This is a genomic window from Amycolatopsis sp. lyj-346, assembly GCF_046548975.1.
In the GTDB taxonomy this organism is placed as follows: domain Bacteria; phylum Actinomycetota; class Actinomycetes; order Mycobacteriales; family Pseudonocardiaceae; genus Amycolatopsis.
This window is the reverse complement of the sequence record NZ_JAJPWT010000017.1, coordinates 102,485-115,205: the sequence shown is the minus strand read 5'-3', so window position 1 is coordinate 115,205 and position 12,721 is coordinate 102,485. Positions and strand designations below refer to the sequence as shown.

The following is a 12,721-nucleotide window of genomic DNA, read 5'->3' as shown; positions in this document are numbered from 1 at the left end:
AAAGGTCTTGACAGTCGATCACGACCGTCCATACTGGTATATACCTTTATGGGAGGGTCCGGGAGAAAATCCAGGGGGACTTCGCGCTCGTGGGCCGACGGAAGGTCTGAGGGGTCCTTCCGTCGGCCGCGCGAAGGCCGGTCACCGGCATGTTGACACAGATACTGGTACGAACCAGTATGTCTCCTGCCGTCCGGGAGGAGAAACATGACGGGGGCACACGTCCGGATCGACAACCGGCTGATCCACGGTCAGGTGACCGTCGCCTGGACCCGCCGCCTGGGCGTGCGCCGGCTGGTCGTCTGCAACGACGAAGTCGCCGCCGACGAACTCCAGCGGATGCTGCTCCCGCAGGCCGCGCGCGGCCTGCGCACGGACGTGCTGTCGGTCGAGGCCACGCTGGCCGCCGAGGCCGGCGCGGACGTCATGATCATCGTCAAGCACCCGGCGGACGTCTTCCGCCTCGTCGAGGGCGGGCTGCGGCCCGAGGTCGTCAACGTCGGCAACGTGGCCCCCCGGCCGGGTGATTCCTACACCATGGTCACCCGCTCGGTCGCGGTCACCGCGGACGAGGCCGACGCCTACCGCAAGCTCGCCGCCGCGGGCGTCCCGCTGGTCACGCAGCTGCTGCCGCAGGACAAGCCGGCCGAGTTCGTCCCGCTGCTCGACCGGAAAGGGCTGTAGCTCCAGCATGCTCGTCGCGTTGGCCCTGACCCTCTGGGCGATCTACTGCACCTACGACGGGCTCGGCCCGTTCCTGATCTACGCCCAGCGCCCGCTCATCGCCGGCTCGGTGGCCGGGCTGATCATCGGCCACCCGCTGCTCGGCCTGCTGATCGGCGCGACGCTGGAGCTGGCGGCGCTGGGTGTCTACACCTACGGCGGCGCCACCATCCCGGACTACCAGACCGGCGCGATCGTCGGCACCGCGCTGGCCGCGGGCGCCGTCGGCGACGCGGCCGCGCAGGCCGCGATCGGCATCGGCGTCGGGCTGCCGGCGGCGATCCTGCTCTCGGCGCTGGACCCGGTCGGCAAGATGGTCACCACCGCGCTGGTGCACCGGGCCGACGGCTACGCCGCCGACGGCAACGCCCGCGGCCTGGCGATGATCCACTGGGTGAGCCTGGTCCCGTGGGTGGCCGTGCGCGCGGTCCCGACGTTCCTCGCCGCGCTCGCCGCGTCCGGCGGGCTGATCAAGGACATCACCGCGAGCATCCCGGCCGGGTTCGTGCAGGGCATGACGCTGGCCGGGTCGCTGCTGCCGGCGGTCGGCTTCGCACTGCTGCTCGGCATGATGGAGCTGTCGCGGTACTGGTACCTGCTGCTCATCGGGTTCGTCGGGTTCGCCTACCTGCACCTGCCGGTGCTGGGGATCGCACTGGTCGGCGTCGCGGTCGCGATGCTGTTCGTGACGCTGAAACGCGACGAACCGGTGCTCACCGTCCCCAGCGCGGCCGCCGAAGAGTCCACAGCAGAGTCCCGAGCAGCGTCCAAAGCAGACCCCCGGCTGACGAAACAGGACCTGCGCCGGGTGTTCCGCCGGTACTTCTGGTCGAGCCAGATCTCCTGGAACTACGAGCGGATGCAGGCGCTCGGCTTCGCGTATTCGATGGAGCCGGTGCTTCGCCGGCTGTACCCGGAGAAGGCCGACTACGTCGCCGGCCTGCAGCGGCACCTGCAGTTCTTCAACACCTCGGTGCTCGTCGGCGGCCCGCTGATCCTCGGTTCCAGCGTCGCGCTGGAAGAGGCGGGGACGCCGAAGTCGGCGGCGAGCACGAAGGTCGCCCTGATGGGGCCGCTGGCCGGCATCGGCGACACCGTCGTCTTCGCGCTGTACAACAGCATCGTCTTCACCATGGGCGCGTCGTGGGCGCTGCAGGGCAACTGGCTCGGCCCCGCCTTCGCCGCCGTCATGGTGCTCGTGCCGTACGCGCTGGTGCGGCGCTGGCAGTTCGGGTTCGCCTACCGCGAAGGCAAGCGGCTGGCCGGGCACCTCGCCGCCGGGGCGCTCGCCCGCGTCGCGCAGGGGGCGACCGTGCTCGGGTTCGTCGTGCTCGGCGGGTTCATCCCGTCGATCGTCAAGGTCGTCACCACGCTGACCTACCGGCAGGCCACCACGGTCCAGGGGCAGCCGGTGACGCAGTCGGTGGCGATCCAGGACCGGCTCGACGAGCTGCTCCCGTTCCTGCTCCCGGTGCTCGTCACGGCCGGGGTGTACCTGCTGACGGTCAAGGCGCGGCTGCGGCCGGTCTGGGTCATCGGCGTCGTCGTCGTGGCCGGGGTCGTCCTGGGGTGGCTCGGCTGGTTCGCGCCATCAGCCCCGGCGAAGAGTTAGGAGGCTCCGCCATGAGCGTTCCGATCATCCTCGCCGGCCACGGCCGGCTGCCCTCCGGCGTCGGGGAGGCCGCCGAAATGATCCTCGGCCCGCAGTCGCGGCTGAAGGTCTGCGAGCTGAGCCCGCGCGACAGCCCGGAGGAGTTCGGCGCCCGCGTGCTGGCGCTGGCCGGCGACGACGGCGGCGTGCTGGTGCTCGCCGACCTGCACGGCGGCTCGCCGTTCAACGCCGTCCGCTCGCTCGCCGCCGGGCACCCGCGCCTCCAGCTGGTCTCGGGGCTGAACCTGCCGATGCTGCTGGAAGTCCTGCTGCACACGACCGACGACGTCGCCGAGCTCGCCGGGGTGGCGCGCGCCGCCGGCCGCGACGGCGTCGTCGACGTCCTGGAATCGACCTGGTGACCGCCGCGCTCCTGCTCGCCGCGCAAGACGTCCGGATCACGCCGGGGCCCGGGCACCCCCTCGGCGGCTACCTGGCCCGGGACGGCGTCGCGACCGGCACGCACGACGACCTCGAAGCGTCGCTGATCTGGCTGTCCACAGAGGACGACCCCGGCGTGGTGTGGGTGGCGCTGGACGCGCTCGCCGTCGACGCCGGGCTGACCCGCACCCTGGCCGACGCGGTCGCCGCCGCGGTGGACATCGACCCGGACCGGGTGCTCGTCTGCGCGTCGCACACGCATTCCGGGCCCGAGGGCTGGACCGGCCCGCTGCACCCCGGCCTGCCGGGGCGGCGCGACGCCGGGCTGGTCGGCGGCATGGCGGAGAAGGTCACGGGCGCCGCGCTGCGGCTGCGGGCCTGCCGCCGCCGGGTCCGGGCCCGCTGGCACGCGGGCTCGACGGAAGCCGTCGGGGGCAACCGCTACCGGCCCGACGGGCCGCACGACACGTCGTTCGGCGTGCTGGAACTGCGCCGCGACGACGGCACCCCGGCCGCGTTGCTGTTCGACTACGCCAGCCACCCCACGGTGCTCGGCCCGGACAACCTCGCCTGGTCGGCGGACTGGCCGGGCGCGACCCGCCGTGAGCTGGCCACCCTGGTCGGCCGGCCGGTCGCGGCGTTCCTGCAGGGCGCGGCGGGCGACGCCAGCTCCCGGTTCGTCCGCCGCGGCCGCGACCACGCCGAGGTCCGCACGCTGGGCGGCCACCTGGCGACGTCGATCGCGCGCACGCTGGCGGCGGTGTCGGCCCCGCCCGCGGCGGCCGGCCCGGTCCGGCTGACGCGGTCGACGTTGCACCTGCCCTACCGCGACATCCCGTCGCTCGAGGACAGCCTCGAGCTGCGGCAGGCGGCGGAGGCGGAGTGGCAGCGGGAGCTGGCCGAGCACGGCGAGGACCACCCGGCGGTCCGCATCGCGCAGACCCGCTACGAAGGCTGCGCGATGCTGGCGACCATGGCGGCGGGTGGCCGGCCGACGGGCTGCGCGGAGGTGCCGGTCAGCGTGGTGTCGCTGGGCGAAATCGCCTGGCTGCACACCCCGTTCGAGCTGTTCGCGTCCCTGGGCCTGCGCATCCGGCGGGGCAGCCCGTTCCGCCACACCCGGGTGATCGGCTACACGGACGGTTACCTGGGGTACCTGCCGGACGCCGACGGGCACCGCGACGGCATCTACGAGTCGTACGTGACGCTGTTCCGCCCGGAGGCCGCGGACGTGCTGGTCGAGCACTGCCTCAAGGTGCTGCGGGCGCACCAGGCCGGCCGCCGCTGAGCCGGCCCCGGTTCAGGACGCCGGGCTGCGCCGGGCCTGGGTGAAGACCGTGTAGCGGTCCGCCCGGTACAGCGACCGGCCGGCTTCGATGACGCCGCCGCTCTGGTCGTGCAGGGTGCCCTCGATGATCAGGCACGGCTGGGTGGGTTCGATGCCGAGCAGGGCCGCGTCGTGGCCGTTCGGCAGCACCGCGGAGATCGCGGTGTCGTTCCACTCGGGGCGCACACCCCAGCGTTCCTCGATCGTGCGGTGCAGGGACTGGGTTTCCCAGTCGAACAGCTCGATGTCCGGGAACCGGTCGACGGAGAGGTTGGTGCGCTCGACCGCGAACGGCTCGTCCTCGACGTAGCGGAGGCGTTCCAGCCGGAACACCCGGGCACCCGGCGGAACGTTCAGCCGTCCGGCGATGCGCGGGCCGGCGCTCTCGACTTCGGCGTGCAGCACCTTCGTCTTGGGCACGACCCCGCGGGCCTGCATGTCCTCGGTGAACGAGGTCAGCATGTCGATGTGCGCGGCCTGCCGTTCGGCGGTGAAGGTCGCGGTGCCGTGCTGGCGGTACAGGACGCCGTCCGCGACCAGGCGGTTGACCTCCTGCCGCACGGTGCCGCGGGCCACCTGGAAGTGCTCGGCGAGGAACCGTTCGGACGGCATCAGCCGCCCCGGCCCGGCCTCCGTGGCGACGGCTTCGAGGATTTCACGCAGCTGGTCGCCCTTGGGCCGCCCCGGCTGCAGCGCGTCCGGCAGACGCAGGTCGCTCGCGGCGACGTGTTTCGGACGGGGCATGCCTTCAGTATGTCGCGCCACGGCCGCCGGGGTAACACCCGGCGCGACTCGGAAGGGACGCAGGGCGCGTGGGTGGTGAGGCGGGTTCCGGCCCTCATTACCCCTCGCGACCAGCGGCGGCAGGCCGCTCAGCCGGTGGCTCGGTCGCCGAGGCGGGTGAGGAACTCCACTGCCAGGGCTTCGCCCGTCACGTGCCCGACCGCACGGTAGAGCGCCTGCGACTCGCGGGCCGTCCCGCCCGCCAGCATCGCCCGGCCCGCCGCGTCCTGGACCGCCGCCAAGCCCAGCAGCGCCTCCGCCTCCACCACGCGGAACCCGCCCGCGCGGGCCGCGTCGAGTGCCGTCCGGGCGTGTTCGCCCGCCTCGCCGGGGCGCCCGTCGGCCGCGAGGACGCGTGCCAGCGTCGCGGCCGCTTCCGCCAGCTGGCCCCGCAAGCCCGACTCGGCCGTCAGCGCACGGGCCTCGCTCAGGACGCGCTCCGCCGCGCCGAGGTCGCCGCGGCTCTCCTCCGCCCGGCCCAGCGCGATCAACGCCGCCGCTTCCACCTGGCGGTCGCCGTCGCGGCGGACGCACGCCAAGGCCGCCTCCGCCGTCGAAACCGCCGCCGCGTGGTCGCCGCGGGCGATCTGCAAAGCGCTCACCACGTTCAGCGCCGTTGCCTCGCCGAAGCTGGACCCCAGGTCGCGGAAGGCCTGCAACGCCTGGTCCAGGACCTCGCCGGACTCCGCCAGCCGCCCGGTGGCCAGCAGCACCGAGCCGAGGTCGGCGAGGTTGGCCGCCTCCCAGAACGCCAAGTCCTCCTTGCGGGCCAGCGCAATCGCTTCCACCAGGCAGTCCTCGGCCTGCTCGAGCCGGCCCAGCTGCCGGTAGTGGCAGCTCAGCGAGTTGAGCGCCAGTGCTTCGCCCGACCGGTTGGCCAGCTCGCGGAACAGCTGGATCGCGCGCCGGCTGTGCTCGACGGCCTCCGACAACCGGCCCGTCCACTCGAGCATCGCCCCGAGGTTCGCCACCGCCGTCGCCTCGCACTGCCGCCAGCCGCACGCCCGGCTGGCCAGCACCGCCTTCTCCGAATGCCGGATGCCGGCTTCGTGCTGGCCCTCGCGGAAGTACGCCCCGCCGATGGACAGCTGGACCAGCGCTTCGGCGGGCTGGGCGCCGCGGTCCTGCGCCGCGCGCAGCACGATCGGGGCCAGCTCCAGCCACTCGGCACGGCGGCCGTGGTCGTGGAAGAACCGCCGCAACGCGTCGGCGAGGTACCAGGCGCCCGGGTACGGCCCGCGCGTCGCGGCCTGCCGCAGCGCCGCCGAGAGGTTCGGCACCTCGACGTCGAGCCAGGCCACGGCTTCCGCGGCACCGGCGAAGACGACCGGGCTCGGCGCCGACGGCGCGTCCTCGCGGGGCAGCGCCACGATCCGGGCGCCGAGCAGCGCGACGGCGGCGTCCGCGGCCGCGCAGTAGCCGGTGAACAGCCGCTCCCACGCCCGGTCCCGCGCGGGCTCGTCCTCCTCGGCCCGGACGCACTGCTCGGCGTAACGGCGGGCGAGGTCGTGGAACCGGTAGCGGCGGGGTGCATGCGCCTCCAGGAGGTTCGCCGCGATCAGCCCGCGCAGCCGCCGGGTCGCCTCCTCGATCGGCACCTCCAGCAGGGCCGCCAAGGCGATCGCCGTGAAGTCGGCGCCCGGCACCAGTGCGAGCAGCCGGAACGCCTGCCGCAGCCCGGGCGCCAGCGCCTGGTAGGACACCGAAAACGCCTTGGCGACGGCGCTTTCGCCCGCCCCGTCGAAGCCGAGGTGGGCCAGAGGATCGCCGCGCAGCTCGTCGACCAGCTCGCCGATACTGGCGACCCCGGTGTTCGCCGCGGCGATCCGCAGGGCCAGCGGGTGGTGGCCGCAGAGGCGCGCCAGCTCGGCCGCCGCTTCCGGCTCCGCGGCGGTCCGGTCGCCGAGCAGGGCGGTCAGCAGCGCCCGTGAATCGGCCTCCCGCAGCTGCTTCAGCCCCAGCGACCGCGCGCCGACGCGGGCGACCAGCTCGTCGAGCCGGTGGCGGCTGGTCACCAGCACCCGCCCCGACGACGGCAGCAGCGGCAGCACCTGGGCGGTGTCGCGGGCGTTGTCCAGCACCACCAGTGCCTGCCGGTCGGCCAGCAGCGACCGGTAGAGCTTGCTCTGGTCGTCGACGCCCGGCGGCACGTCCCGCAGGTCGACGCCGAGGGTCCGCAGCAGCTGCGCGAGCGCGGCGGCGGGGGTGAGCGGCTCGTCGTCGGCGTCGAAGCCGCGCAGGTTCACGTACAGCTGGCCGTCGGGGTAGCGCGCCCGGGCGGTGTGGGCCCAGTGCACGGCCAGCGCGGTCTTGCCGACGCCGGCGGTGCCGGTGATCACCCAGACGTCCCCGGGTTCGTCCAGCGCGGCCAGCTCCGGCGCCCGGCCGGCGAACCCGCGGACGTCCGCCGGCAGCTCGGCGGGCCGCGGGGTGACCGGGGTGACCGGGGCGGGCTCGCCCTCGCCGCGCAGGATGCGCAGCCGCAGCTCCTGCAGGGCCTGGCCGGGCTCGATGCCCAGTTCGTCGACCAGCAGGTCGTGCGCCCGCGTGTACGTCTCGAGCGCTTCCCGGGTGCGGCCGCAGCGGTGCAGCGCGAGCATCAGCGCGGCCCGCAGGCGTTCGCGGAACGGGTGCTCGTCGACGAGCCGTCGCAGTTCCCCGGCCACCTCGCCGTGCCGTCCCGAGACGAGTTCCTGCTCGTACAGCTCCTCCAGCGCGACGAGCCGGCGTTCGGCCAGCGCCGGGCCCTCGTACTCCGCCAGCGCTTCGCTCACCCCGCCGAGCGGGGTGCCCTCCCACAGCGCCAGCGCGGCCCGCAGGTGCGTGACGGCGTCCGCCCCGGAAGTGGCCCTGGCCTTGGCGACCTCGTCGTCGAACACGTCGAGGTCCCGGTCGCCGGGCGCGACCTCGATGAGGTAACCGGGCGCACGCCGCACGATGACGTCGCGGCCGAGCAGCTTCCGCAGTTCCGAGATGTGCACCTGCAGCCGCCCGCGGACGCTCGGCGGCGCGTTCTCGCCCCAGGTCAGGTCGATGAGCCGGTCTTCGGTGACCACGCGATTGGGGTTCAGCAGGAGCGTGGCCAGCACGGACGTCTGTTTCTGGCCGGCGGGGCGGACCGGGCCCGTGTCGCCGAGGACCGTGATCGGTCCGAGCAGGCGGTAGCGCACGTATTGCCCCCCGGAAGGCGGACCGAAGCGGAACGGAAGTGCTGTGGTCGACCCTAACCCCGAGCGGGGAGTAAGGGAGGCCACGGGGTGGACCGAGACGACGTGGAGCGTCTGTTGTTCGTCTGCTTCCCGGATGCCGGGGAAGCCGCCGGCCGCTACCGCGCCTGGCGCGATCCGCGGATCGCGGTGCAGGTCGTGGAGCTGCCCGGCCGGGGCGAGCGCCGGGACGAGCACCCCTACCGGGACATGTGGCTGCTGGTCGAGGCACTGGCCGCCGAACTGGCGGGGGCGCTCGAGAACCAGCACGTGCTGTTCGGCGCGGGGCTCGGAGCCCTGGTCGCCTACCGGCTGGCGCAACGTCGGGTGGCCGCGGGACTGGGGGTCCCGCGGGCACTCGTCGTGGCGCACCAGGCACCACCGTCCCGCGCGGCGCGGGCCGTGCCCGAGCAGGCGGGACGAGCCGACGTCAGCCTGCTGGCCAGCGACGCGCACCTGCCGGTGGCGCCCCCGCTGCCGTGCCCGGTCCGCGGCTTCGGCGAGCCGCACGTGATGACCGGCTGGGGCGAGCACACCAGCGCCGGGTTCGTCCTCACCCCGGCCAGGGCGCAAGACAGCGCCGCTCTGCTGCGCGACGCCGTCCTGCGCTCGGCCCACCTCATCTCCGCGTTGGCGATACCGAGCCCGGCACCGACACCAACGTCTGCGCCAAAGCTGACCGGGGCGTAGCCGAAGCACCACATCAGCCCCACCAGCCCCAAAAAACGTCACTTTCCCTATGAAAGAGGCGTCTTCGGTGTTGCGGGGGAGGTCGATTCCCCGCCGGAATTGGCCGATGCGGGTCGCCCTCGGCCGACGCGGACCGGCGGCCGGCGACGCAAAACAACCACGACGTCACCAGGCCTCCCCCGCCCCTCATCCCAGCCGCTCTTCAGTCGACGGTCGGGTTTGTCAAGGCACGCTTTCCCGCCTTGACAAACCCGAGCGGCGACTGACACTCCCACCGGAGGGGCGGGGGAGGTCGGACCCGCCCTGCCGCGGCAGAGACGGCAGAGACAGCAGAGACGGCAGAAATACATAAGCGCTGTTACAATCTCGCCGTGATCCGGCCATGCCCCTGACGCGCGCCTTCGTCGACCTCACCCCGCTTCGCGCCGCACCGCTGTTCCGGCGGCTCTGGCTGGGCCGGATCTTCTCCGGCTTCGGCGCCCAGATGACGCTCGTCGCCGTCATGTTCCAGGTGTGGGAACAGACCCGGAGCACCGTGTGGACCGGTGTCGTCGGGCTCGCGCAAGCGCTTCCCGTGATCGTGTTCGGGTTGTTCGCCGGCTCGCTCGCGGACCGCGTCGACCGGCGGAAGTTCGTCCTCGTCACCACGACCGGGCAAGCCGTCTGCTCGGTTCTCCTTGCCGTGCAAGGGTTCCTCGGCGACGTGCCGGTGGTCGCGGTGCTGGGGCTGGTGGCTCTCCAGTCCTGCTTCGTCGCCGGTGGCGGGCCGGCCGCGCGCACCATCGCGGCGCGGCTGCTGCCGCCCGGGCAGCTGCCCGCCGGGCTCGCGCTGAACCGGATCGCCTTCCAGAGCGCAATGCTGCTCGGCCCGGCGCTCGGCGGGCTCGTCCTCGGGTGGCTCGGCGTCGGCGGCTGCTACCTCGTCGACGCGCTCACGTTCGGCATGGCCTTCTACGGCGTCTTCGGCCTCCCGGCGATGCGGCCCGGCGGCGAGCCGTCGCGGCCCGGGCTGCGCGGCGTGCTCGACGGGCTCGCCTTCCTCGTGCGGACGCCCGTCGTGCGGGGTGCGCTGCTCACCGACCTCGCCGCCACCGTGCTGTCCATGCCGATCAGCCTGTTCCCGCTGGTCAACGCCGAACGCTTCGACGGCGACCCGCGCACGCTCGGCCTGTTCCTCTCGGCCGTCGCGGTCGGCGGGGTCGTGGCATCGGTGTTCTCGGGGACGTTCACGCGACGGTCGCGGCCGGGCCGGGTGATGCTGGCGGGCTCGGCCGTCTGGGGTGCCGCGCTGGCGGGGTTCGGCCTGGCGCCGGACCCGTGGCTCGGCTTGGCCTGTCTCGTCCTCGCCGGGGCGGCCGACACGGTCTCGGTGGTCTCGCGGGGCGCGCTGATCCAGCTGGCGACCCCGGACGCCCTGCTCGGCCGGGTGGCCGCGGCCGAGCAGATCGTCGGCCAGGCGGGCCCGGACCTCGGCAACCTGCGCGGCGGCCTCGTCGCGGCCGCGGCGTCGGGCACGTTCGCACTGGTCAGCGGCGGAGTCCTGGGCGTCGTGGCGGTGGCGCTGGTCGGCGCGGCCACACCCGGCCTGCGCCGCTTCACGACCCCCGCCGAGACCGCGGCGCGTTAGCCGGACGGCGCGAGTTCCAGGGCCTTCTGCGCGCCTTGGATGAGGTCGGCGTAGGTGATCACCTCGACGCGGCCGAGGTGCGCGTTGTACGTCCGGAGTGTCTCGGGGACCTGCTCGCGCACCTTCGGGTCCGGGACGTGCTGGGGATGGCCGATGACCACCGTCGCGAACGCGCGCCGGCATTCGATGCCCAGTTTCTGGTGGATGGTGGTGCGTTCCTCGTCGAATTCGCGCAGGTAGTTGAGGCTTTGGCCGACGGCCTTGTTCACTTCGGGGCCGACGACGAAGAAGTTCCGGTGGGGGATGACGAGGTCCGGGACGCAGGCCCGTTTCAGTTCGACGACGTGGAGCGCGCCGTCGGCCCGGATCAGCGGGACGTCCAGCTGGGTCATCACCGTCAGCTGCCGTCGTTTCGCCTTCTCGACGAACCTCCCGCCGAACATCCACCAGCTTTCCTCGAGGATCCGCTGGAATTCGTTCTCCTTGGCGGCCGGATCCCGGACGGCTTCGGAAAGCGCCGCTATGACGTCCCGCTGCTTCGCGGCCTGGATGCCGTCGAGCAGCACCTGCCCGGCGCCGTGCGCGGCCAGGATCCCGGCGGCGTTCGGGGCGCTCGCCAGCGCTTCCGCCAGTTGGGCCAATTGGCCCGCATCGGCTTCGCCCGTCCGGACCTTCCGGATGACCGCCGCGAGCGGGGCGTCCGGTTCGGGGTGCGGCTCCGGGGTGCCGAACCGGTCCGACAGGAACCGGTGGAGTTCGCCGATGCCGTCGTCCTCGCACGTCCATTTGCTCGCGCCGGGCCGGAGGTCGAACCCGGAGAGATCCGGCCGCGGCGTCCAGGAATTGACCATGAGAATCAGTTGTCCATCATTGCCTTCTTCCGGCACGTAATAGATGGTCGCGGTTTTGTAGGTTTCTTCGCTTCGGTGGACGACGGTGGATTCGACGTGGTGGTATCCGGGGGGAGTGGACTTTTCGATCCGCCTTATCAGTTCTTCGGCGGGATCCGGTTCGCCGGGGGTGGAGGTCACGCCAGGCAGTCGTGTCGCCACGCGGGGGCGTTACGACGATCAGCGCAACCCGAGGTCACTACCTGCGGTGGCAAGATCACGAAACCCCGCACCATGGCGCCGGTTTCTTTCCGATGCACCCGTTTGCCCTGTCAGTGGGTTACCCGTTCGCCCCCCTGTCACTCTTTCGCGTGAACGTGACGTGCCGTATTTCTCGGCAACGTATTTGCGGCCCGGTAAATCGTCATCTACAGTCCGGCTGATCACGGCCGAACGAGCCGTATTCCGTGGTCCCCACAATCTTCTCCGAGGAGTGGCATGCTTCAACGCGCCTCGACACGCCGGCTCGCCGTGCTCGCTCTGGTCGTCGTCCTGCTGGCCGGGTGCAGTCAGGTGAAAGGCTCGTCCGCCGGCACCGGTGACGTCGAAAAGCCGTCGATCCGGGTCGCGATCCTCACCACCGTCGACCTCGCGCCGCTGTGGCTGGCGCAGGAGGGCGGGTACTTCAAGGCCGAGGGGCTCGACGTGCAGACCGACGTCGGCAGCAGCGGCCAGGAGACGCTGAGCCGGATGACGAGCGGCCAGGCGGACCTCGCGTTGTCCACCTACACGCTGTTCTTCCTGGCCAAGAGCAGTGGCGCCGCCGACGTGAAACTGGTGTCCGACGGGACCTCGGCGAGCCCGCGCAGCAACGAGATCGTCACTGTGCCGAACTCGCCGGTGAAGACGGTGAAGGACCTCGAAGGCAGGCGGATCGCCATCAGCTCGAAGAACGCCGCTTCCGACGTGCTGACCCGGTCGGTGATGCGCGACCACGGTGTCGACCCGGGCAAGGTGCAGTGGGTCCCGATGCCGCTGCCGGAAATGAGCGCCGCGCTGGCGCAGGGCCGGATCGACGCGGCCTACCAGCCGGAACCGTTCCTCACCCAGGCCGCCCGGACGGCCGGCGCGTACCCGGTCGTCGACGCCGCCAGCGGTTCCACCCAGAACTTCCCCCTCACCGGCTACGGCGCCACCGCGAAGTGGGTCCAGGACCACCCGAAGACGCTGCGGGCGTTCCAGCGCGCGATGCTCAGCGCCACCCGCGCCGCGGTCGACCGGGCCCGGGTCGAACCGCTCGTCGTCCGCCACGCCCGCGTGGACCAGGACATCGCCAGCCTGATGGTGATGCCCGCCTTCGGGTCCACTCTGGACGCCCGCCGCATCCAGCGGGTGCCGGACCTGCTGCAGCAGCTGGGTGTGGTCCAGACGAAAATCGACGCCGCGTCGATGATCGCCCCGCAGACCGGCACCGGCTGAGCCGGCGACCGGTCGCGAAGGGCG

At 72.7% G+C, this 12,721-nt stretch carries 10 protein-coding genes; 7 read left to right on the top strand and 3 right to left on the bottom strand.

The annotated features are described in order from the left end of the window. Positions 1 to 207: 207 nt before the first annotated feature. The 4 genes from ACLJQE_RS36150 to ACLJQE_RS36135 are packed head-to-tail and all read left to right on the top strand — an operon-like array spanning position 208 to position 4,043. Positions 208 to 684 carry a PTS sugar transporter subunit IIB gene (locus tag ACLJQE_RS36150; protein ID WP_410644050.1) on the top strand — a complete coding sequence of 159 codons (477 nt, stop codon included), beginning with the start codon at positions 208 to 210 and terminating at the stop codon, positions 682 to 684. A 7-nt stretch (positions 685 to 691) separates the two neighbouring features. After that, positions 692 to 2,335 carry a PTS system mannose/fructose/sorbose family transporter subunit IID gene (locus ACLJQE_RS36145; RefSeq protein ID WP_410644049.1) on the top strand — a complete coding sequence of 548 codons (1,644 nt, stop codon included), beginning with the start codon at positions 692 to 694 and terminating at the stop codon, positions 2,333 to 2,335. 11 nt (positions 2,336 to 2,346) lie between these two features. After that, positions 2,347 to 2,736, top strand: a complete 390-nt coding sequence (locus tag ACLJQE_RS36140; protein WP_410644048.1) for a PTS sugar transporter subunit IIA — start codon at positions 2,347 to 2,349, stop codon at positions 2,734 to 2,736. Next, positions 2,733 to 4,043 (top strand): hypothetical protein, encoded by a 1,311-nt coding sequence (locus ACLJQE_RS36135; RefSeq protein WP_410644047.1) that lies wholly within the window; start codon positions 2,733 to 2,735, stop codon positions 4,041 to 4,043. Before ACLJQE_RS36140 ends, ACLJQE_RS36135 begins: the two co-directional genes overlap by 4 nt. 12 nt (positions 4,044 to 4,055) lie before the next feature. Here the strand turns inward: ACLJQE_RS36135 and ACLJQE_RS36130 are convergent, their stop codons facing one another. Next, positions 4,056 to 4,826: a GntR family transcriptional regulator gene (locus ACLJQE_RS36130; RefSeq protein WP_410644046.1), complete on the bottom strand. Its 771-nt coding sequence runs from the start codon at positions 4,824 to 4,826 to the stop codon at positions 4,056 to 4,058. 128 nt (positions 4,827 to 4,954) lie between these two features. Then, on the bottom strand, positions 4,955 to 8,035 hold the full coding sequence (locus ACLJQE_RS36125; RefSeq protein ID WP_410644045.1) for a BTAD domain-containing putative transcriptional regulator: 3,081 nt from the start codon (positions 8,033 to 8,035) through the stop codon (positions 4,955 to 4,957). Positions 8,036 to 8,122: 87 nt separating this feature from the next. Here ACLJQE_RS36125 and ACLJQE_RS36120 point away from each other — a divergent pair, with 87 nt between their 5' ends. Further along, the gene (locus ACLJQE_RS36120) at positions 8,123 to 8,761 is read left to right on the top strand and encodes a thioesterase II family protein (protein WP_410644044.1); all 639 of its coding nucleotides are present in this window, start codon (positions 8,123 to 8,125) and stop codon (positions 8,759 to 8,761) included. Positions 8,762 to 9,143: 382 nt separating this feature from the next. Continuing rightward, entirely contained in the window at positions 9,144 to 10,388 is a 1,245-nt protein-coding gene (locus tag ACLJQE_RS36115; RefSeq protein WP_410644043.1) for an MFS transporter, read from the top strand. Here the strand turns inward: ACLJQE_RS36115 and ACLJQE_RS36110 are convergent. Next, positions 10,385 to 11,239: a Shedu anti-phage system protein SduA domain-containing protein gene (locus ACLJQE_RS36110; protein ID WP_410644042.1), complete on the bottom strand. Its 855-nt coding sequence runs from the start codon at positions 11,237 to 11,239 to the stop codon at positions 10,385 to 10,387. The genes ACLJQE_RS36115 and ACLJQE_RS36110 overlap by 4 nt on opposite strands. Positions 11,240 to 11,716: 477 nt before the next feature. Between ACLJQE_RS36110 and ACLJQE_RS36105 the strand changes: the two genes are divergently transcribed. Beyond that, complete coding sequence (locus tag ACLJQE_RS36105; protein ID WP_410644041.1) at positions 11,717 to 12,697, top strand: ABC transporter substrate-binding protein; 981 nt, start codon at positions 11,717 to 11,719, stop codon at positions 12,695 to 12,697. The last annotated feature ends 24 nt before the right edge of the window (positions 12,698 to 12,721 follow it).